Source organism: Edwardsiella tarda ATCC 15947 = NBRC 105688, from assembly GCF_003113495.2.
Lineage (GTDB): Bacteria > Pseudomonadota > Gammaproteobacteria > Enterobacterales > Enterobacteriaceae > Edwardsiella > Edwardsiella tarda.
Genome location: NZ_CP084506.1, coordinates 893,919 through 914,835 on the forward strand (window position 1 = coordinate 893,919; position 20,917 = coordinate 914,835).

Consider the following 20,917-nt stretch of genomic DNA (forward strand, 5'->3'; position numbering starts at 1 on the left):
CGACTTGCCATTGCTCAGTGCAGGTGGATCAGGGACGCGCGAACGCCGATGAGGCGCCCACCGGCGGTGACCGTTGCGTCCGCGGCAGGGCGGCTATTGTAATCGCTTGGCGCTGTCGTGACCAGTCAGATAGCAGGGGGCAAGGCGGGGGAAATCCGTTACACTAGCGCAAAATGTGCGGTGCCGCAGCGGCGGCGTTGAGAGCGAGGAGAGCACAGCGAGATGGCGGAACGAGCGGATAACATCGTCGTGGTCGGGGCCGGGATGGTTGGCGCGGCGGCGGCATTGGGGTTGGCGCAGGCTGGCCTGGCGGTCACGGTACTGGAGCCGCAGCCTCCGGCTTCCTTCATCCCCGGTAGCGATCCCGATCTGCGTATCTCGGCCATCAGCATGGCCAGCGTGCGTCTGTTGGAGCGCCTCGGGGTGTGGGCGTCGGTGTGTGCCATGCGTGCCGTGCCGTATCGCGGTCTGGAGACGTGGGAATGGCAGGATGCTCGGGTGGCCTTTCGGGCCGAGAGTCTCGGCTTGCCTTGCCTGGGGTATATGCTGGAAAACCGGGTGTTGCAGTGGGCGTTATGGCAGGCGCTGGCGGCGGACGAGCGCGTTACGCTGCGGACCGGCACGGCCCTGCGCCAGCTGCGACGCGAGGGCGAGGGGTGGCAGTTGCAGTTGGCGGATGGTTCGACCCTGCGTACCGGGCTGGTGATCGCCGCCGACGGCGCCGAGTCGCGGGTGCGCAGCCAGGCCGGTATCGGCATTCAGGGCTGGCAGTATCGCCAAGATTGTATGCTGATCAGCGTCAAGACGCCGGCAACGCCACAGGATGTGACCTGGCAGCAGTTTACCCCGGCGGGGCCGCGGGCCTTCTTGCCGTTGTGGCCCGGCTGGGCCTCGTTGGTGTGGTACGACAGCCCGGCCCGCATCCGCCAGTTGTTAGCGATGCCGCTGCCGCAGTTAACTGAGGCGATCCAGGCGACTTTCCCCGCCCGCCTGGGGCCGGTGCAGGCGGTGGCCGCCGCGGCCTTTCCCTTGACCCGCCGTCATGCTCAGCACTATGTGCAGGCGGGGTTGGCACTGTTGGGCGATGCGGCGCACACCATCAATCCCCTCGCCGGGCAGGGGGTGAATCTGGGTTATCGCGATGTCGAGGCGTTGTTGTCAGCGTTGCTGACGGCGCGCGCGCGTGGCGAGGATTGGCAGAGCTTGGCGGTATTACAACGCTATCAGCGTCGGCGTCGTCCCGATAATCTGTTGATGCAGAGTGGGATGGATCTCTTCTATGTCGCCTTCAGCAACCGTCTTCCCCCGCTGGTCTTACTACGAAACCTGGGGTTGATGGCGGCGGAGCGTGCCGGGGGACTCAAGACGCGAGCATTGCGTTATGCCATCGGACTGTGATGTGCGACCCGAGGACCCGGCGCGCGTCGCCGGGTAGGGCGGCCGGATGTCGGCGTGCTTGCGATGAAAAAAAAGCCCACCCGAGGGTGAGCTTCTTTAATGGCTGGGGTACGAGGATTCGAACCTCGGGATGGCGGAATCAGAATCCGCTGCCTTACCGCTTGGCGATACCCCAAGAGTGAGTGACATCTCGCGATGCGCGGCCCGCCTAGGCGAACCGAATAAATTTGGCTGGGGTACGAGGATTCGAACCTCGGGATGGCGGAATCAGAATCCGCTGCCTTACCGCTTGGCGATACCCCAAGAGTGGTGGCTACGACGGGATTCGAACCTGTGACCCCATCATTATGAGTGATGTGCTCTAACCAGCTGAGCTACGTAGCCATCAATGTAGTACTGAGTAAATCATATAATGCATTGAATTTCAATGCATTATTTTTCTGTGGCTGGGGTACCAGGATTCGAACCTGGGGATGGCGGGATCAAAACCCGCTGCCTTACCGCTTGGCGATACCCCAATCGGGACTGTAACCAGTCTCTACCGAGACAGAAAAATATGGCTGGGGTACCAGGATTCGAACCTGGGGATGGCGGGATCAAAACCCGCTGCCTTACCGCTTGGCGATACCCCATCCGACGCAAGCCGGGTTGAAATGGTGCGGGAGACGAGACTTGAACTCGTACACCTTGCGGCGCCAGAACCTAAATCTGGTGCGTCTACCAATTTCGCCACTCCCGCCCAACAATACGATAAAGAGTGGTGGCTACGACGGGATTCGAACCTGTGACCCCATCATTATGAGTGATGTGCTCTAACCAACTGAGCTACGTAGCCGTTCTTTATTCGCTTGCCTTAATCGGCGTTGCGGGGCGCATTATGCGGATATGGGGGGGAAGCGTCAACCCCTTTTTTACGCCAAATTCCCTTTGACGCACCGTTTGCCTGTGGATTATACAGGTCGCTGTGAAAAGCAACAAAAATCGGTAAAAAGTCGGCGTTGCGCGCCGACTTTACGTCATCCTGGCGAAGTGTGTGGACGGCCCCACATCGCCAGTCGTCGCTTAATAGGCCGATTGATGGACGCCGACGGCGCGGCCTGAGGGGTCGTCCATCCGGCGGAACGAGGCATCCCACTCGATCGCCTTGGCAGAGGAGCAGGCGACGGAGGGGCCACCAGGGACACACTCGGCCGCGCTAGGCAGCGGGAATAGCTGGGCGAAGATCTCGCGGTAGAGGTAGGCCTCCTTCGAGGTCGGGGTGTTGTAGGGGAAGCGGAAATGGGCGTTCGCCAGCGCCTGATCGCTGATCTGCGCCTCGGCTGCCGCCTTCAGTGAGTCGATCCAACTGTAGCCCACGCCGTCGGAGAACTGCTCTTTTTGGCGCCAGGCGACGCTGGCGGGCAGGTAGGATTCGAAGCACTTGCGCAGTAGCTGTTTCTCGATGCGGCCATTGCCACACATCTTGTCGTGCGGGTTGAGGCGCATCGCCACGTCGAGGAACGCCTTGTCGAGGAAGGGAACCCGTGCCTCGACGCCCCAGGCGGCCATCGCCTTGTTGGCGCGGGCGCAGTCATACATGTGCAACGCCAGCAGCTTGCGCACCGTCTCGTCATGGAACTCTTTGGCGTTGGGCGCCTTGTGAAAGTAGAGATAGCCGCCGAATACCTCATCAGCCCCTTCGCCGGAGAGCACCATCTTGATCCCCATCGCCTTGATCTTGCGCGCCATCAGGTACATCGGCGTCGAGGCGCGGATGGTGGTGACGTCGTAGGTCTCGATGTGATAAATCACGTCGCGAATGGCATCCATCCCCTCCTGCACGGTGAAGTGGATCTCATGGTGTACCGTGCCTAAATGGTTGGCCACCTCCTGCGCTGCCTTGAGATCCGGCGCCCCTTGCAGGCCGACGGCGAAGGAGTGTAGCTGGGGCCACCAGGCGGCACTGCGTTCGTCGTCCTCGACACGGCGTGCCGCGAACTTCTTGGTGATGGCGGAGATGATGGAGGAGTCCAGACCGCCGGAGAGCAGCACGCCATAGGGCACGTCGGACATCAGATGGCTCTTCACCGACTCCTCCAGGGCGCAGCGTAGGGCGGCGCTGTCGGTGGGATTCTGCTCGACGGCGGCATAGTCGAACCAGTCGCGTTGATAGTAGCGGCGGATCTCCCCGTCGCGGCTCCATAGGGCGCTGCCGGCGGGGAATTCACGCAGTGTCTGGCAGATGGGAACCAGCGCCTTCATCTCGGAGGCGACGAATAGGTTGCCGTGCTCGTCATGCCCCATATAGAGCGGGATGATCCCCAGGTGGTCGCGGCCAATCAGGTAGGCGTCGCGTTTGGCGTCATACAGGATGAAGGCGAACATGCCACGCAACTGGTCGAGGAAGTCGGGGCCGTACTCTTGGTACAGCGCCAGGATCACCTCGCAGTCGGAGCCGGTCTGGAAGGCGTAACGATCGGCGAGGCGTTCACGCAGCGCCTGATGGTTGTAAATTTCGCCGTTTACCGCCAGCACATGGGTGCGCTGCTGGTTGTACAGCGGCTGGGCGCCGGTATTGACGTCGACAATGGAGAGGCGCTCATGGGCCAGGATGGCGTTATTACCGGCATAGATACCGGACCAGTCCGGGCCACGGTGACGCATCAGGCGGGACATTTCCAGCGCGGTTTTGCGCAGTTCCTGCGGGTCGGTTTTGAGATCGAGCACTCCAAAGATCGAACACATAGCGTTTCCTCTACGACATGACGGATGGTAATGACGACGGGGCGGCCCCGGTATGACATTCAACATGCGACATTCGCTGAATGGAAATCAAGCATTTTGCCTTATTTGGCGAAAAAAGATTTTTTTATGGTTCTAGCTTTAGAAGATATATAAAAAAATGACGATTTTATTAGTGGATATATAAAAAAGGCGGCGAGCGCCGCCCGTTATCGGCATCACAGGATATCGATGTCGGCCACCGAGGGGTAGATATAGCTGGGGCGGAAGGGCATGGTATCCACATCCTCCAGGGTCGAGACGCCGGAGAGCACCAGGATGGTCTCCAGTCCCGCCTGGAAGCCGGCCAGAATGTCGGTCTTCAGGTTATCACCGATGATCACCGTGCTTTCTGAGTGGGCCTGCATCTTGTTCAGGGCGGCGCGAATGATCCAGGGGCTGGGCTTGCCGACGTAGAAGGGGGAGCGTCCGGCGATCAATTCGATCGGCGCGCACAGGGCGCCACAGGCGGGGAAAAAGCCACGGCCATGGGAGTCGGGGTTGGTGGCGATGAAGCGGGCGCCATGGGCGACGAAATAGGCCGCCTTGTGGATCATCTCCCAATTATAGGAGCGTGTCTCGCCGACGATGACGAAGTCCGGATTGATATCGGTGATGGTGAAGCCGGCCTTGTACAGTTCATGGATCAACGCGCCCTCGCCGATGACATAGGCCTTCTTGCCCTCCTGGCGCTTGAGGAAGTCGGCGGTGGCCATGGCCGAGGTGTAGAACACCTGCTCCGGCACCTCGATGCCGGCGGCGGCGAAACGGTTGGCCAGATCCTGCCCGGTCTGTGACGGGTAGTTGGTCAGGATCACCAACGGCATCTCTTGTTGCTGTAGACGCTGTAAAAACTCGCGGGCACCGGGAATCGGCGTGTTGTCGTGCATCAATACGCCATCAATATCGCAAATCACGCTTTTTATTGTCATAGGTTCGAGCTTCTCGTTGATAATGCAGAGACTTACTATAACACGTGTCACGGATCGCGTATCCGCTTCGCGCTGGCGGCGTGTGTCGCCGCAGCGGAGGCTGCTATGGGTAAGGGGACACCCTACGCGCGCGTCGCGGTTCGTCAGGGAGTGGGGAGCGCGTGGCGCCGTTGAGCGCCCCGCACGATATCAGTCGTGGTGCTCCAGCAGGCGCTGAAGTAGCACGCCGTTCAGCATGGCGCGTTTGACCAGGGCGAAGGCGCCGATGGCCGAGCGGTGGTCGAGTTCCGAGGTGACGACCGGAAGATTGTGGCGGAAATCCTTCAATGTCTGCGTCTGGATACAGCGCTCGATGGCGGGCAGGAGTGTCTTGCGCGCCTCGATAATATCGCCGGCGATGACGATTTTTTGCGGATTGAACAGGTTGATGGTGATGGCGATGGCGCGCCCCAGGTTGCGTCCGACGCGCTCGATGACCTCGACGGCCAGCGCGTCGCCGCGATTGGCTGCACGGCAGATGGCGTTGATGGAGCACTCCTCGCGCGTCAGGCTGCTGGGATAGCCCTGCTCCAGCAGCCGTCGGGTATGCTGTTCGATAGCGGCATTGGCCGCCACGGTCTCCAGGCAGCCGAAGTTACCGCAATGGCAACGCTCGCCGAGCGGATCGATCTGAATGTGGCCGATTTCGCCGACGTTGCCGTTACTGCCGAGAAAGATATTTTCATCGATGATGATCCCGGCGCCGGTGCCGCGGTGGACGCGCACCAGGATGGAGTCACGGCAGTCACGGCTGGCGCCGAAGTAGTGTTCGGCCAACGCCAGGCTACGGATGTCGTGGCCGATAAAGCAGGCCAGATGGAAGCGATCTTCCAGGCGTTGTACCAGCGGCCAGTCGTTGACGGCGATGTGCGGCATGTAACGTACGATGCCGCGTTCGGGATCGACCAGGCCAGGCAGCATCAGGGCGATGGCGATCAGCTCGCGCGCCTTACGCTGGTGCTCTTGGATGAAGTGGTCAATGGCTTGAAACAGGGCGTCTTCGACGCTTTCCTGTGTACGCTGTGGCAGCGGATAGTGGGCGATGCCCAGCACCTTGCCCGCCAGATCATACAGGGTGATGGTGGCGTCGTGACGGCCGAGGCGGATGGCGATAGCCTGAAAATGGCGTGTCTCGGTGACGATAGAGATGGCGCGTCGTCCGCCGGTGGAGGCTTGCTGATCGACCTCTTTGATCAGCCCGCGCTCCAATAACTGACGGGTGATTTTGGTGACGCTGGCCGGGGCTAGCTGGCTATACTCGGCGATCTGAATGCGCGAGATCGGGCCCTGTTGGTCGATCAGGCGGTATACCGCCGCGCTATTTAACTGTTTTACCAGATCGACGTTACCGATCTGTCCTGGTCCGCCAGTGGCCATCACTCATTCACCCGTCTGTTGTTATTAACCGCCGTGTTGGTAGACGGTTTCGCCGTTAACGATGGTCGTGGTTACCCGGAAATCACGGGTAAACGCGGTCAGGTTCGCCACCTTACCCGCCTCGATGCTGCCGAGGCGGTGTTCGACACCAATGGCGCGTGCCGGGTAGAGGCTGGCCATACGCAGCGCTTCATCCAGGGCAATACCGACGTGCTCGACGCTATTTTGTACGGCTTCGATCATGGTCAGCGCGGATCCGCTCAGGGTTCCATTTTCGTCTACGACCAAGCCATTGCGGTAATATACTGTTTTCCCCGCGAAAATGAAGCTGTCAATGTCGGATCCCGCCGGAGCGGTGGCGTCGGTCACCAACACCAGATGGTCACCCTTGAGCTTTTTCGCCATGCGGATGTTGGGCCAGGCGACATGATGGCCGTCGGCGATGATGCCGGTATAGACCTCCGGCGTATCGAAGATGGCCCCCATCAGCCCCGGAGCCCGCCCGCTGATTGCCGGCATGGCATTATACAGATGAGTGGCGAAGCGCATCCCGGCCGCGAAGCCGCGTCGCGCCTCTTCATAGCTGGCATTGGAGTGCCCGGCAGAGACCACGATCCCGGCGGCGCGTAACTGGCGAATGGCGGCATCGTCGCTCATCTCCGGCGCCATGGTGACTTTGACGACGGCGTCGGCGTGGTCGCAGATAAAGTCGAGCATGGCGTGATCCGGACGGCGGATATAGTGCGGATTGTGGGTCCCTTTCTTCTCCAGGCTAATGTACGGCCCTTCGATATGTAGGCCCAGCGCCTGATTCCGGTGTTTGTGCAGGTAGGCCTGCATCACGGTGATGCCACGCTGCATCATCTGATCGCTACAGGTGATCAACGTCGGCAGATAACTGGTGCAGCCGGAGCGCTCGTTGGCGCGCTGCATGATCTCCAGCGTTTGCTCGCTAACGGCCTGCTCGGAGTCGTTAAACTGCACGCCGCCACAGCCATTGAGCTGGACATCGATAAAGCCGGGGGCCAGGATGGCACCGCCCAGATCGCGCGTGGCGATGTCTGGCGCCAGAGCGGACTCAGGACAGATTTTTTCAATTAAACCATTGGCGATCACAACTGCATGGTCGTCAAGAATATCGTGGCCGGTATAAATCCGACAGTGGGTTAAAGCGTACATCACATTCCCCCGGAGCGTAGTTATCAAAGATCTTTCATATTTTCCGCTTCTAACTCGCGGAAGTAGTTAACAGTTTTGACCTTCAGTTCCATGGTCGCCGGCTGGTCACAGACCACCACGGACTTGGGATGCAGTTGCAGGGCGCTGATGGTCCACATGTGGTTGACGCTGCCCTCGACCGCCGCTTGCAACGCCAGAGCTTTACCATGGCCGGTCACCAGAATCATCACCTCTTCCGCATCCAGCAGGGTACCCACACCAACGGTCAGTGCATACTTCGGTACCAGATTGATGTCGCCGTTGAAGAAACGCGAGTTGGCGATGCGCGTATCTTCGGTCAGGGTCTTGATGCGGGTACGTGAGGCCAGTGAGGAGGCGGGTTCGTTGAAGGCGATATGGCCATCGTTGCCCACGCCACCCATGAACAGGTGGATCTTACCGTAAGATTTAATCTTCTCTTCATAACGACGGCACTCAGCGTCCACATCCGGCACGTTACCATTGAGCAGATTGATATTTTCTTTTTGAATATCAATATGATTGAAGAAATTATTATACATGAAGCTGTGATAACTCTCCGGATGCGCCTCGGGCAGCCCCACGTATTCATCCATGTTAAAGGTTACGACGTGGCGGAAGCTGACCTCACCGGCCTGGTAGAGTTCGATCAGACGCTTGTAGGTTTGCAGCGGTGTGCCGCCGGTCGGCAGGCCCAACACAAACGGGCGCTCGGCAGTCGGTTGGAACGCATTGATGCGCTTGACGATATGACGGGCAGACCACAGACCAACGTCGGTCGCGTTATGCAGCGGAATAAGTCTCATAGGGCACCTTTTACAATACGGGAAACTGGACAGAAAGCCGGTTCGGCGTCAGGCAAGACCTTCCATTTCCTCACTCCGCGCGAGGGGAATGTCAGCCCGCCGATCGATTTTTCGAATGATAAAATAAGTTTTCGCTGATAGCCAGCATGTAGACAACTTTTCACCGATTATTGGTGATAATTATCACAAATCAGGAGGTTTTAATTTGCGGAGAAAAATAATTTTTTTACACTCCTGAACGTTAGTCCATAATTGTTGCGAATATATTGATATATTAAATCAGTGATGATCGGGTCGTCGGTGTTAATGACATTGTAGGCCCAATAGGGGGAAATGTGAGTATTCTCGGTTATTTGCAGAAGGTAGGCCGTGCGCTGATGGTGCCGGTAGCGACGCTACCCGCCGCAGCAATACTGATGGGTGTCGGTTATTGGATCGACCCGGTCGGCTGGGGTGGAGATAACGCACTGGCGGCGTTCTTCATCAAGTCCGGTTCAGCCATCATCGACAATATGTCGGTGCTGTTTGCTATCGGTGTCGCGTATGGTATGTCAAAAGATAAAGACGGCGCCGCTGCGCTGGCCGGCTTTGTCGGGTTCTTAGTGGTTACAACGCTGTGCTCGCCGGCTGCCGTGGCGATGATCCAAAAGATTCCGGTGGATCAGGTCCCGGCCGCGTTCGGTAAGATCAACAACCAGTTTATCGGTATTCTGGTCGGTATTATCTCTGCCGAGCTGTACAACCGTTACAGCAGTGTTGAGCTGCCGAAGGCACTCTCCTTCTTCAGTGGCCGTCGTCTGGTACCGATCCTGACCTCGTTTTTGATGATCATCCTGGCGTTCATCCTGATGTACATCTGGCCGGTGATCTTTAACGGTCTGGTGAACTTCGGTGAGCATATCCAGAAACTGGGTTCCGTCGGTGCGGGTGTCTACGCCTTCTTTAACCGTCTGCTGATTCCGGTCGGTCTGCATCACGCCCTGAACTCCGTATTCTGGTTCGACGTGGCCGGTATTAACGATATCCCGAACTTCCTGGGCGGGGCACAGTCTATCGAGAGCGGCAAGGCCGTGGTCGGTATCACTGGCCGCTATCAGGCGGGCTTCTTCCCGATCATGATGTTCGGTCTGCCGGGTGCCGCGCTGGCTATCTACCACTGCGCGCGTCCGGAGAACAAGGCTAAGGTCGCCGGTATCATGCTGGCCGCCGCATTCGCCGCGTTCTTTACCGGTATCACCGAGCCGCTGGAGTTCTCCTTCATGTTCGTGGCGCCGGTACTGTATGTGCTGCATGCCATCCTGACGGGTATCTCCGTATTTATCGCCGCCAGCATGCACTGGATCTCCGGTTTCGGCTTCAGCGCCGGCCTGGTGGATATGGTGTTGCAGTCACGCAACCCGCTAGCCACACACTGGTACATGCTGATCCTGCAAGGGCTGGTGTTCTTCGTTATCTACTACGTGGTGTTCCGTTTCACCATCACTAAATTCAACCTGATGACGCCGGGGCGTGAGCTGAGCGGCGCCGGTGAAGAGGCCGATGGTAACGATGAAGATCTGGATCTGACCAAAGATGCGGATGTGAGTGAACTGGCTCGTCAGTACATCGCCTGTGTCGGTGGTTCCGCTAACCTGACTGGTATCGATGCCTGCATCACCCGTCTGCGTCTGACGGTGAAGGACTCCTCGCTGGTGAATGAGGCGCTGGCTAAGAAGCTGGGTGCATCCGGCGTGATCCGCCTGAACAAGACCAGCGTCCAGATCATCGTCGGCTTCGTGGCCGAGAAGATCGCCAATGCGATGCGTAACGTCGGCAATGTTCCGGCTGCCGCCGCTAGCAGCGCTGCATCTACCGCCGCGCCAGCCGCCAAGGCACAGGCTACGCCTAATGCTGCCGCCGGTGTGCGCGCTACCCTGGTCTCGCCGATCAGCGGTGAGGTGGTTGCCCTGAGCGAAGTGCCAGATGAGGCATTCGCCAGCAAGGCGGTGGGTGATGGTGTGGCCGTGCGCCCGACCAGCAACATCGTGGTGGCCCCGGCTAACGGGACGGTGGTGAAGATCTTCAATACCAACCACGCCTTCTGCCTGGAGACCGATGAGGGGGCCGAGGTGGTGGTACACATGGGTATCGATACCGTGGCGTTGAACGGTGAAGGGTTCAAGCGTCTGGTGAACGAGGGGGATGTCGTCAAGGTCGGCCAGCCGGTGCTGGAGATGGATCTGGATTACCTGAACGCCCACGCTCGCTCGATGATCAGCCCGGTTGTCGTCAGCAATATCGATGAGTTCGGTGGGATTGGCGCGCAGGCCTCTGGCCAAGTTGTCGCCGGGGAAAGCAAGCTGTATACCCTGCTGAACAAGTAACGCTTGACGCATCAGCGTCGTTGATCGCGGGAGGTGCCGAAAGGGGCCTCCCGCTTTTTTTATGCGCGCTTTACCGCGCCTCGCTTGCGCGGGTGGGGGGATCGTGCTGAGCGAGTAAGCGATGGCACGGGGGGACGGCAAAAAAACGTGGGGATTTTACCGTTACAGTGGTTGTGTCCTGCCGGTGGTTGTTAGATCATGACACGATGAGAACGTATTTTTTGGCAAGAGGAGCCGAAGATGAGTGAGGCTGAAGCCCGCCCAACCAACTTTATCCGTCAGATTATCGATGAAGATCTGGCGTCCGGTAAACACACCAGCGTGCATACCCGTTTCCCGCCGGAGCCGAACGGCTACCTGCATATCGGCCACGCCAAGTCCATTTGCCTGAATTTCGGCATTGCCAGAGATTATCAAGGGCTGTGCAATCTGCGTTTCGATGACACTAACCCGGTTAAAGAAGACATCGAATACGTCGAGTCCATCAAGCGTGACGTGCAGTGGCTAGGTTTTGAGTGGAGTGGGGCGGTGCGTTACTCCTCTGACTATTTTGACCAGCTGCATCAATACGCCATCGAGCTGATCAGCAAAGGGCTGGCCTACGTCGATGAGTTGAGCGCCGAGCAGATCCGCGAATATCGCGGTACCCTGACCTCACCGGGTAAAAATAGCCCCTTCCGCGATCGTAGCGTGGAGGAGAACCTGGCGCTGTTTGAGAGGATGCGTCAGGGCGAGTTCGCCGAAGGTAGTGCCTGCCTGCGCGCTAAAATCGATATGGCGTCGCCGTTTATCGTGATGCGCGATCCGGTGCTGTATCGCATCAAGTTTGCCGAACACCATCAAACCGGTAACAAGTGGTGCATCTATCCGATGTACGATTTCACCCATTGCATCTCCGATGCGCTGGAGGGGATCACCCACTCGCTGTGTACGCTGGAGTTCCAGGATAACCGTCGCCTGTATGATTGGGTGTTGGATAATCTCTCCATTCCGTGCCATCCGCGTCAGTATGAGTTTTCTCGCCTGAACCTGGAATATGCCATCATGTCTAAGCGTAAGCTGAACCTGTTGGTGAGCGAGAAGATCGTCGAGGGGTGGGATGACCCACGGATGCCGACCATCTCTGGTCTGCGTCGTCGCGGCTATAGCGCCGCCGCGGTGCGCGAATTCTGCCGCCGTATCGGGGTCACCAAACAGGATAACAACGTCGAGATGGCCGCGCTGGAATCCTGTATTCGCGACGATCTCAACGAAAACGCGCCGCGCGCCATGGCGGTGCTGGATCCGGTCCGTCTGGTGATCGAGAATCTGCCGGCGGATAGCGTGCAGATGTTGACCATGCCGAATCATCCGAATAAGCCGGAGATGGGCAGCCGCGAGGTGCCGTTCGCGCGCGAGCTGTACATCGATCGCGCCGACTTCCGTGAGGAAGCGAATAAGCAGTACAAGCGTCTGGTGTTGGGTAAGGAAGTGCGTCTGCGTAACGCTTACGTGATCCGTGCCGAGCGGGTCGAGAAGGATGCCGACGGCGAGATCACCGCCATCTATTGCAGCTACGATGCGGATACCTTGAGCAAGGATCCAGCCGATGGGCGCAAGGTGAAGGGGGTGATCCACTGGGTCTCCGCGAGCCATGCCGTTGCGGCCGAATTCCGCCTGTACGATCGTCTGTTCAGTGTGCCGAATCCGGGGGCGGCGGAGGATTTCCTTTCCACCATCAACCCAGAGTCGTTGGTGATCCGTCAGGGCTTCGTCGAGCCGAGCCTGGCCGTTGCGGTGGCTGGCGTGACCTACCAGTTCGAGCGTGAGGGCTATTTCTGCGCCGACAGTCATTACTCCTCGGCCGATCATCTGGTATTTAACCGTACCGTCGGTCTGCGCGATACCTGGGCTAAGAGCGGCGCCTAAGCGTCGTCACGGCTAACTGAGATAAAAACCACGGGCTCAAGGTCCGTGGTTTTTTTTGTCGACGACTTTTTTTACCTCACGCTCTTTCTTTTTTCCCTTCCTCTCTTTCTCGATGTTACACCGTGTAGTATCGAAAATTGATTTCGCGATGCAAATTAATAACATGTTGTAATGTAATAGTTATTCGTACATCGCGTAGTTATACCCAGCCCATTACTGTGATCTAGTCTGCATTTATAAATGGTATTACAAACATATCGCTGTTTTTTAATGCTATTTTTTACTTGATTTCTAAATTATACCGTTGTGTAACTAAATATAAGAATATGTGCACTCGGTCAAAAATTGATACATCTAATTTACTTTTCATTTGATAATTCGCGTCGCGAAAAATAGTCTAGTAGTGCAGTAAGTGAACGAGGCTTTTTTCTCGTCACCCAATAACTTTTACCCCAATGGGGCTATTGGCGACCTGGTCGGGCGCTGTTCCGCCAGCCGCGTTTTTACAGTCAAAGAGGAATTTTTCTATGGTTACGCATCGTGCTAAGCGCAGCGTGCTGGCGCTTGCTGTTGCAGCGGCAACGCTGGGCACCGGCTTCATGGCGCCATCGCAGGCGAAGGCAGAAGGGTTCATTGACGATTCAACCATGACCGGTGGAATCTACTATTGGCAGCGCGAGCGTGATCGCAAGGATGTAGAGACCGGCCAGTATAAGACTAACCTGTCGCATTCGACGTGGAACGCCAGTCTCGATTTCTCCTCCGGCTATGCCGCCGACTTTATCGGTGTGGATGTCGGCGCCTTCACCGCCATCGAGATGGCCGAGTCGGCTGAAAGTGGCCACCCGAACGAAATCGCCTTCTCCTCTATCAACAAAGCCTATGACGAAAACTACAGCGGCGATAAGAGCGGCATCAGCCTGTATAAGGCGGCCGCCAAGTTGAAGATGGGGCCGATGTGGGCGCGTATCGGTTGGATCCAACCGACGGGTCAGACGCTGATCGCCCCGCACTGGAGCTTCATGCCGGGCACCTATCAGGGCTTCGAGACCGGGGCTAACTTCGATTTCGATACCGCCGGCGCGCTGAGCTTCTCCTATATGTGGACCGACCGTTACAAGGCGCCATGGCACCTGGAGATGGACAAGTTCTATCAGGGTGGGCTGGGGGATAATCGCGGCGAAGAGGTGTCCTACCTGCACTCCCTGGGCGGGAAGTATGACTTCAAGAACGGCCTGGTGCTGGAAGCGGCCTTCGGCCAGGCGCAGGGCTTTATGAATCAGTACTTCGCCAAGGGGACCTACAAGTTCGACGTCGCCGGTAGCCCGCTGACCAGTAGCTACCAGTTCTACGGCGCGCACGATCGCATCTCCGATGCCAACAGCGCGGCCAATATCTATGACGGCACCGCCTGGTTGCAAGCCCTGACCTTCGGTTACAAGCTCGGCCAGTTCGATCTGCGTCTGGAAGGGACCTGGGTGAAGGCGGAAGGTAAGCAGGGCTACTTCCTGCAGCGTATGACGCCGGCCTATGCCTCCTCCAACGGCCGCCTGGATATCTGGTGGGATAACCGTTCCGACTTCAACGCCAACGGTGAGAAAGCGGTCTTCGCCGGCGTGATGTATGACCTGAGCAAGTGGGACATGCCCGGGTGGGGCGTTGGTGCCTCCTATGTCTATGCTTGGGATGCCAAGCCGAACAGCACTTGGGCCGATCAGAGCGAGCGGGTGAAAGAGAGCGCCTATAGCCTGGATGCGATGTATGTGGTCCAAGACGGCCGCGCGAAAGGGACGATGTTTAAGCTGCACTACACCCAGTACGACAACCACTCCGACAACCCGAGCTGGGGCGGTGGTTACAACAACATGTTCCAGGATGAGCGTGACGTGAAGTTTATCGTCATCGCACCGTTCACCGTATTCTGAGTTGATCCCCCCTCCGCACGCGCGGAGGGGCGTTAAGCGAATCAAGGGAGAGAGAAGATGAAAGCGATTCTGGGTGTGGCCGTGGCCGCAATCGTATTGGCTGGCTGTGCGCAACCGAGCGCGCCGTCGCAGGATGGACAACTACTGAAGCAAGCCTATAGCAAGTGTATTGAAGATTCGAAGGGCAACCATGACAAGGTCGCCTCCTGCAAGACGATTCTGGAGGTGATGAAACAGAGCCCGGCACAGGCGACATTCGCGCAGAAAGAGAGTGTGAGTGTGTTGAATTACCAACAGTGTATCGAGGCGGCGATGAGCGGCGCTGGCGATAACTACACCGCACGTTGCGGTACATTGTGGCAAGAAATCCGCGCCAGTAACGCGAACTGAGAGAAGGGAAGCGATGATGATGAAAGGCTATAAACTGAGCGTAGTGGCGACGACCCTGGGTCTGTTGGGCATGAGTGGTATGGCGCAGGCGGATCAGCAACTGGTTGACCGCATCAGCAGCCAGGTGAAGGTGAACTATGCCGTTACCGATAACCGTGGCGCGGAGAATGGTGTCAACTGTGCCGCCCTGGGCGCGGACTGGGCCTCCTGTAATCAGGCGGTGATCAGCCTGACCAACGATGGTAACGCCATCGAGGGGAAAGATTGGGCCATCTATTTCCATAATATTCGTCAGATCCTGAAGAGCGGCAACGATCAGTTCAAGATCACCTTCATTACCGGCGATCTGCATAAGATCGAGCCGACGGATAAGTTTAAGGGCTTTGCCGCCGGGGAACGCGTCGAGATCCCCATCGTCGGCGAATATTGGCAGTTATTCGAGAGCGACGTATTGCCGCGTTGGTATGTGACGTCGCCGGATGCGAAGCCGAAGGTGATCGCCAATACCGATACCGAAGATTTGAGCCAGTTCGTCACGCCGTTTACCGGTGACTTGTGGAAGCGTACCAAGGATGACAAGAACATCCTGATGACGCCGGAGAATCGCTTCGCCAAGAATGCCGATGTGAAGACCCTGCCGGCCTCTAGCCTGCGTGGTCAGATCATGCCGACGCCGACGACCTTGAAGGTACATCAGCAGGATGCCGACCTGGCACGTGGTGTGAGTCTGGATCTGACGGTACTGAACACGGCCAGTGCCGACGTCATCAAGGCGCGCCTGACCCAGTTGGGCGTGAAGCAGGTCAAGGGGGGCTATCCGATCAAAGCCCAGATCGCCACCAAAGCGTTTAAGGGCGAGATGGCGGTACCGGGCGCCTATCAGTTGAAGATCGGTACCAAGGGTGCCGAGGTGACCGGTTACGACCAGGCGGGTGTCTTCTACGGTCTGCAATCCATTCTGTCGCTGTTGCCAGCCGATGGCAGCGCTAAGATCGCGACGCTGGACGCCGAGGATGCGCCGCGCTTCCAGTACCGTGGTATCGAGCTGGATGTGGGACGTAACTTCCATTCACTGGCTTCCATCGAGCGTCTGCTGGATCAGATGGCCGCCTATAAGCTGAACAAATTCCACTTCCATCTGACGGATGATGAAGGGTGGCGTATTGAGATCCCGGGGCTGCCGGAACTGACCGAGATCGGCGGTAAGCGCTGCCACGATCTGAGCGAGCAGACGTGCCTGCTGCCGCAGTTGGGCTCAGGCCCAGATAGCGACAACAATGGCAGCGGCTACTTCACCCGTGCCGACTATATCAAGCTGCTGAAATATGCTCAGGCACGCCAGATTGAGGTGATCCCAGAGATCGACATGCCGGCCCACGCCCGTGCGGCGGTGGTGGCGATGGAGGCGCGTTATAACAAGCTGAAGGCGGCAGGCGACGAGAAGGGCGCTAACGAGTACCGCCTGCTGGATCCGACCGATGACTCCAACACCACCTCGGTGCAGTTCTACGATCGCCACAGCTACCTCAACCCGTGCCTGGACTCCTCCAAGCGCTTCGTGGATAAGGTGATCGGCGAAATCGCCCAGATGCACCGCGAGGCGGGTCAACCGCTGACCACTTGGCACTTCGGTGGTGACGAGGCGAAGAACATCCGCTTAGGGCCGGGTTACACCGACGTGAACAAGCCGGAAGCGGGCAAGGGGATGATCGACCTGAGCAAAGAGGACAAGCCGTGGGCTAAGTCCCAGATGTGTCAGGCGATGATCAAAGAGGGCAAGGTGGCCGATATGGAGCACCTACCGAGCTACTTCGCCGTTGAAGTCAGCAAGATGGTCAAGGATCACGGCATCGGCAAGATGCAGGCCTGGCAGGATGGCCTGAAGGATGCCAAGGATGCCAAGGCCTTCGCGACGCCGCGCGTCGGGGTGAACTTCTGGGATACCCTGTATTGGGGTGGTTTCGATTCGGCCAACGATTGGGCGAATAAAGGCTATGAGGTGATCATCTCCAGCCCGGATTATGTCTACATGGACTTCCCGTATGAGGTGAACCCGAAAGAGAACGGTTACTACTGGGGTACCCGCTTTAACGATGAGCGTAAGATCTTCGCCTTCGCGCCGGATAACCTGCCGCAGAACGCCGAAACATCGGTCGATCGCGACGGTAACTACTTCAGCGCCAAGAGTGACAAGCCGTGGCCGGGCGCCTATGGCCTCTCCGCGCAGCTGTGGAGCGAGGTGGTGCGTACCGACGACATGATGGAGTACAAGATCTATCCGCGCATCATGGCGGTGGCCGAGCGCGCCTGGCATCAGGCGGGTTGGGAGCAGCCGTATCAGGCGGGTCGTGAGTATAAGGGCGGCGAGACTCACCTGGTCGATCAGCAGGCTCTGCTGAAGGATTGGCAGCGTTTCGCCAACCTGATGGGACAGCGTGAACTGGCGAAGATGGATAAGTCTGGCGTGGCCTATCGTGTACCGCAGCCGGGGGCGCGTGTGGTCGACGGCAAGCTGGAGACCAACGTGGCGATGCCGGGTCTGGTGGTTGAGTACTCCATCGACGGCGGTAAACACTGGCAGCGTTACGATGCCAAGGCGAAGCCGGCCGTGAGTGGTGAGGTACAGGTCCGTACCGTATCGCCGGATGGCAAGCGCTTTAGCCGCGTCGAGTCCGTCAAGTCCTAACGGCTCGCGAGGACGTTACCCTCTCATGCCCCCGCTTGCGCGGGGGCTTTCGCGGTGCGGCCCTTCGGCCCTCGCTGCGCAGAACTTTCCGATTTCGAACTGAGTAGTAAGTAGTGATTGCCCTCATCATGAGGGCATTTTTTTTATCCCGACATAAGCCTCCGCCTAGGGTGGGGGGCCGCGACAGGTATTGGCTCTGCCTTATTGTCTTTGGATTTAACGCGTTCAGAACAGGCCGCGCCTTTTTGTGAGGGCCTTTAACCCGTCCCGATGGGCGCCATCCTATCCGATGGCGAAAAAAAACGGCCTCATAGGGCCGTATATGGAACGCCGTAGACGCCGTTATGCCTTCTCGTCATGTAGCGACTCGTCGTTACGGCAGTCGCCCTCGCCATCGGCCCCGGAAGCGCAGTGACCATACAGATAGAGGCTGTGGTTGGTCAGCTGGATGCCGTGCTTCTTGGCGATCTCCTGCTGGCGTTTCTCGATGGACTCATCACTAAACTCGATCACCTTGCCACAATCCAGGCAGATCAGATGATCATGGTGATGCTGTTGGGTCAGTTCGAAGACTGACTTACCGCCCTCGAAGTTGTGGCGGGTGACGATGCCTGCATCGTCGAACTGGTTTAGTACACGGTAGACCGTGGCCAGACCGATCTCCTCACCCATATCGATCAGCTTCTTATATAACTCTTCGGCACTGACATGATGACACACGGGATCTTGCAGTACTTCCAGAATCTTGAGACGGGGAAGCGTGACTTTCAGGCCAGCTTTCTTTAGCGCAATATTGTTGTCAGTCATTCGGATTCTGTCCTGTCACAGAGCCCGGCAGAACCTAGAGGCCGCTGCCGAACAGAAATAATAGTGAGTTTGATTATAAGGCCGATAGGCGGAAATGGGAACCGCGCCGCCGCCGCCCCGCGCGGGGGATAGGGACGGAATAAACAGGAGAGTATCAGTATAATCAGGAGGATAGGGAGAAAAGACGCGATGATTAGTCAGGGTATCGTTTTTATTGATGGCTGGGATACCTGCCGGCTATCAGACGCCAAGCTGGCGACCGGCAGGTACCCGTGAGGGATTAACCCAGGATCTCGGCCAGATGCATCTCGGCGCTGATCTGTTTTACCCAGGCGTCGACGCGCTCGGCGGTCAGTTCCGGTTGGCGATCTTCATCGATGGCCAGGCCAACGAAGGTCTCGTTATCCACCAGCGCCTTGGACGCCTCGAAGTGGTAACCAGCGGTCGGCCAGTGCCCAACCAGGGTCGCGCCACGCGCTTCGACCAGATCGCGGATGGTGCCCATCGCGTCACAGAAGTACTCGGCATAGTCCTCCTGATCACCGCAACCAAACAGGGCGACCAGCTTGCCAGAGAAGTCGATCTCTTCCAGGGTGGGGAAGAAGTCATCCCAATCACACTGTGCCTCGCCGTAGTACCAGGTCGGGATACCGAGCAGCAGAATGTCGAACGCGGCGAGATCTTCTTTGCTGCTTTTGGCAATGTCATGAACTTCCGCAACGTCTTTACCCAGTTGCTTCTGGATCATCTTAGCAATGTTTTCCGTGTTGCCGGTGTCGCTGCCAAAGAAAATACCTACGATTGCCATATCGCGAATTTACCTTTTATCTCAGAAATTGAATCAGGCTGTGTGCCGCCGCCACGGGAACCCACCGGGTGTGGCCGTGGGCGAGCGTCGCTACCAGCCTACCTACCAGTCGATACTATAACACCTTTGGCATCACGCCTTTATCGTCATTGTGCGTTGCGCCGCCGGTGTCTGGATGAGGCGTGCTTCGCCGCTCAGTCGTGCGTCGGTAGCTGACTGAGCAGCATCTGCTCGATCAGCTCGCTGCGGCTGATATTACGCTCGTGCGCCAGGCGATTGAGGATGGCTACCGCCTCCTCGTTCATCTTCAACTCGACGCGGCGTAGCCCCTTGACCCGATCGCGGCGCAGCTGGTTACGCTTATTGATCCGCAACTGCTCTTCCCGGGAGAGCGGGTTGGTTTTAGGACGACCTGGACGACGTTCATCCGCGAACAGATCGAGCGTCGTGCGGTCCGTTTGTTCTTTGGCCATATTCAGGTAGCGGTACTGCAAGGAGAAGAGAGCGCGGGAAATCCGCGCTCCGATTAACATATATTCGGGATTTTCCCCATCGGCAGCGTGCATTGACCTGCCGTCGATTTTAGCGCGCCATCATACCCTAGGGAGCGCAGCAGCGACAATCCTTTCTCGGCCTGGCGTGGATGGCGTGTGTTTCGCGCCGCTACCGGTGGTTATCGCGACGCCTCGTCAGGGGTATCGAGGAAGCGATGCAGCACATGGAGTACCTTTTCCGGCTGTTCGGCGTGCAACCAATGACCGGTACCATAGATGACATGGGCGCGGGCATGGGGAAATTGGCGCAGGATCGCCGGACGGTAGTCATCGAGCAGGTAGGGGGAGTCGGCACCCTTGATAAACAGTGTATCGCCCGGATGGGGCGGTTGCTCATCCCAGCCGAGGATGGCGGGGTAGTGCTGGTCTAGTGCCGTCAGGTTAAAGCGCCATTGGCCGCGATGGAAGGATTTCAGCAGGAACTGCACCACGCCCTCCGACTGGAGATAGCGGCGCAGGATTGCGGCGGCCTGCGGGCGTGTCTCGACGGCGGCCTCCTCTACCGCATAGAGGGCGGCGAAGACCGCATCGTGGCGGCGAGTCGGGTAGGCGACCGGGGCCATGTCCAGCACCGCCAGGCGGCGCACCTGCTGCGGATGGCGTAACGCCAGACGCATCGCCGCCTTGCCGCCCATCGAGTGGCCGATGATGTCCATCGGTGCCAGATCGTAATGGGCGATCAGCGCGGCAAGATCCTCGGCCATCAGATCGTAACTCATCTGTGGGGTGTGGCCGGAGAGACCATGATTACGTAAGTCGACCTGCAACACGTCGCGGTCGCGTTTCAGTTCGCGCGCGAGTAGCCCTAAATTGTCCAAGGAGCCAAAGAGTCCGTGGATCAGTAGCAACGGAGGATAACGTCGCGTCTGTTGTGCAGGATGCAGCTGGTGGTTCAGGTGTAGGATCATCATTCAACGAATTGTAGGTGGAATGTTACCATTAGGTTACCACAGGCGTAGGCCGATTG

At 58.1% G+C, this 20,917-nt stretch carries 15 protein-coding genes and 7 tRNA genes; 6 read left to right on the forward strand and 16 right to left on the reverse strand.

Translation table 11 applies throughout. The features are described 5' to 3' along the window. Positions 1 to 222: 222 nt before the first annotated feature. On the forward strand, positions 223 to 1,398 hold the full coding sequence (gene ubiF, locus DCL27_RS04125; protein WP_035597431.1) for a 3-demethoxyubiquinol 3-hydroxylase: 1,176 nt from the start codon (positions 223 to 225) through the stop codon (positions 1,396 to 1,398). Positions 1,399 to 1,498: 100 nt separating this feature from the next. On the opposite strand, the gene DCL27_RS04130 is transcribed toward ubiF, so the two are convergent. The 12 genes from DCL27_RS04130 to nagB all read right to left on the reverse strand — a co-directional run bounded on the left by DCL27_RS04130 (position 1,499) and on the right by nagB (position 8,509). Continuing rightward, a tRNA-Gln gene (locus tag DCL27_RS04130) sits at positions 1,499 to 1,573 on the reverse strand. 53 nt (positions 1,574 to 1,626) lie between these two features. Beyond that, positions 1,627 to 1,701, reverse strand: a tRNA-Gln gene (locus tag DCL27_RS04135). Between the two features lie 4 nt (positions 1,702 to 1,705). Then, positions 1,706 to 1,782: transfer RNA gene (locus DCL27_RS04140), tRNA-Met, on the reverse strand. A gap of 59 nt (positions 1,783 to 1,841) precedes the next feature. Beyond that, positions 1,842 to 1,916, reverse strand: a tRNA-Gln gene (locus tag DCL27_RS04145). A 39-nt stretch (positions 1,917 to 1,955) separates the two neighbouring features. Then, positions 1,956 to 2,030, reverse strand: a tRNA-Gln gene (locus tag DCL27_RS04150). A 22-nt stretch (positions 2,031 to 2,052) separates the two neighbouring features. Next, positions 2,053 to 2,137: transfer RNA gene (locus tag DCL27_RS04155), tRNA-Leu, on the reverse strand. Positions 2,138 to 2,156: 19 nt separating this feature from the next. Next, a tRNA-Met gene (locus DCL27_RS04160) sits at positions 2,157 to 2,233 on the reverse strand. A 227-nt stretch (positions 2,234 to 2,460) separates the two neighbouring features. Continuing rightward, positions 2,461 to 4,122, reverse strand: coding sequence for an asparagine synthase B (gene asnB, locus DCL27_RS04165; protein WP_035597513.1), 1,662 nt, complete (start codon positions 4,120 to 4,122; stop codon positions 2,461 to 2,463). 215 nt (positions 4,123 to 4,337) lie between these two features. Next, on the reverse strand, positions 4,338 to 5,090 hold the full coding sequence (locus tag DCL27_RS04170) for an HAD-IIA family hydrolase (protein WP_005289055.1): 753 nt from the start codon (positions 5,088 to 5,090) through the stop codon (positions 4,338 to 4,340). A gap of 189 nt (positions 5,091 to 5,279) precedes the next feature. Beyond that, the gene (nagC, locus tag DCL27_RS04175; protein WP_005289054.1) at positions 5,280 to 6,506 is read right to left on the reverse strand and encodes a DNA-binding transcriptional regulator NagC; all 1,227 of its coding nucleotides are present in this window, start codon (positions 6,504 to 6,506) and stop codon (positions 5,280 to 5,282) included. Between the two features lie 24 nt (positions 6,507 to 6,530). Further along, a complete protein-coding gene (nagA, locus tag DCL27_RS04180; protein ID WP_005295309.1) occupies positions 6,531 to 7,685 on the reverse strand; it encodes an N-acetylglucosamine-6-phosphate deacetylase in 1,155 nt (384 codons plus the stop codon). A gap of 23 nt (positions 7,686 to 7,708) precedes the next feature. Then, a complete protein-coding gene (gene nagB, locus DCL27_RS04185) occupies positions 7,709 to 8,509 on the reverse strand; it encodes a glucosamine-6-phosphate deaminase (protein WP_035597516.1) in 801 nt (266 codons plus the stop codon). Between the two features lie 335 nt (positions 8,510 to 8,844). On the opposite strand from nagB, the gene nagE reads away from it, so the two are divergent. The 5 genes from nagE (at position 8,845) to DCL27_RS04210 (ending at position 17,781) form a co-directional block, all read left to right on the forward strand. After that, positions 8,845 to 10,872: an N-acetylglucosamine-specific PTS transporter subunit IIBC gene (gene nagE, locus DCL27_RS04190; RefSeq protein ID WP_005289041.1), complete on the forward strand. Its 2,028-nt coding sequence runs from the start codon at positions 8,845 to 8,847 to the stop codon at positions 10,870 to 10,872. A gap of 240 nt (positions 10,873 to 11,112) precedes the next feature. Further along, complete coding sequence (gene glnS / locus DCL27_RS04195) at positions 11,113 to 12,780, forward strand: glutamine--tRNA ligase (RefSeq protein ID WP_035597519.1); 1,668 nt, start codon at positions 11,113 to 11,115, stop codon at positions 12,778 to 12,780. A 527-nt stretch (positions 12,781 to 13,307) separates the two neighbouring features. After that, positions 13,308 to 14,705, forward strand: coding sequence for a chitoporin ChiP (chiP, locus tag DCL27_RS04200; protein ID WP_005295315.1), 1,398 nt, complete (start codon positions 13,308 to 13,310; stop codon positions 14,703 to 14,705). 57 nt (positions 14,706 to 14,762) lie between these two features. Beyond that, on the forward strand, positions 14,763 to 15,095 hold the full coding sequence (gene chiQ, locus DCL27_RS04205; protein WP_005289026.1) for a ChiQ/YbfN family lipoprotein: 333 nt from the start codon (positions 14,763 to 14,765) through the stop codon (positions 15,093 to 15,095). 19 nt (positions 15,096 to 15,114) lie between these two features. Continuing rightward, complete coding sequence (locus DCL27_RS04210; RefSeq protein WP_035595155.1) at positions 15,115 to 17,781, forward strand: beta-N-acetylhexosaminidase; 2,667 nt, start codon at positions 15,115 to 15,117, stop codon at positions 17,779 to 17,781. A gap of 342 nt (positions 17,782 to 18,123) precedes the next feature. Here DCL27_RS04210 and fur read toward each other — a convergent pair whose 3' ends face one another. From fur to DCL27_RS04230, 4 genes are all read right to left on the reverse strand, one after another. Then, positions 18,124 to 18,588: a ferric iron uptake transcriptional regulator gene (gene fur, locus DCL27_RS04215; RefSeq protein WP_005289020.1), complete on the reverse strand. Its 465-nt coding sequence runs from the start codon at positions 18,586 to 18,588 to the stop codon at positions 18,124 to 18,126. A gap of 280 nt (positions 18,589 to 18,868) precedes the next feature. Next, positions 18,869 to 19,396 (reverse strand): flavodoxin FldA, encoded by a 528-nt coding sequence (fldA, locus tag DCL27_RS04220; RefSeq protein ID WP_005289017.1) that lies wholly within the window; start codon positions 19,394 to 19,396, stop codon positions 18,869 to 18,871. A 194-nt stretch (positions 19,397 to 19,590) separates the two neighbouring features. Next, entirely contained in the window at positions 19,591 to 19,869 is a 279-nt protein-coding gene (gene ybfE, locus DCL27_RS04225; protein WP_005295322.1) for a LexA regulated protein, read from the reverse strand. A gap of 200 nt (positions 19,870 to 20,069) precedes the next feature. Continuing rightward, positions 20,070 to 20,858, reverse strand: coding sequence for an alpha/beta fold hydrolase (locus tag DCL27_RS04230; protein ID WP_035597552.1), 789 nt, complete (start codon positions 20,856 to 20,858; stop codon positions 20,070 to 20,072). Positions 20,859 to 20,917 lie beyond the last annotated feature (59 nt).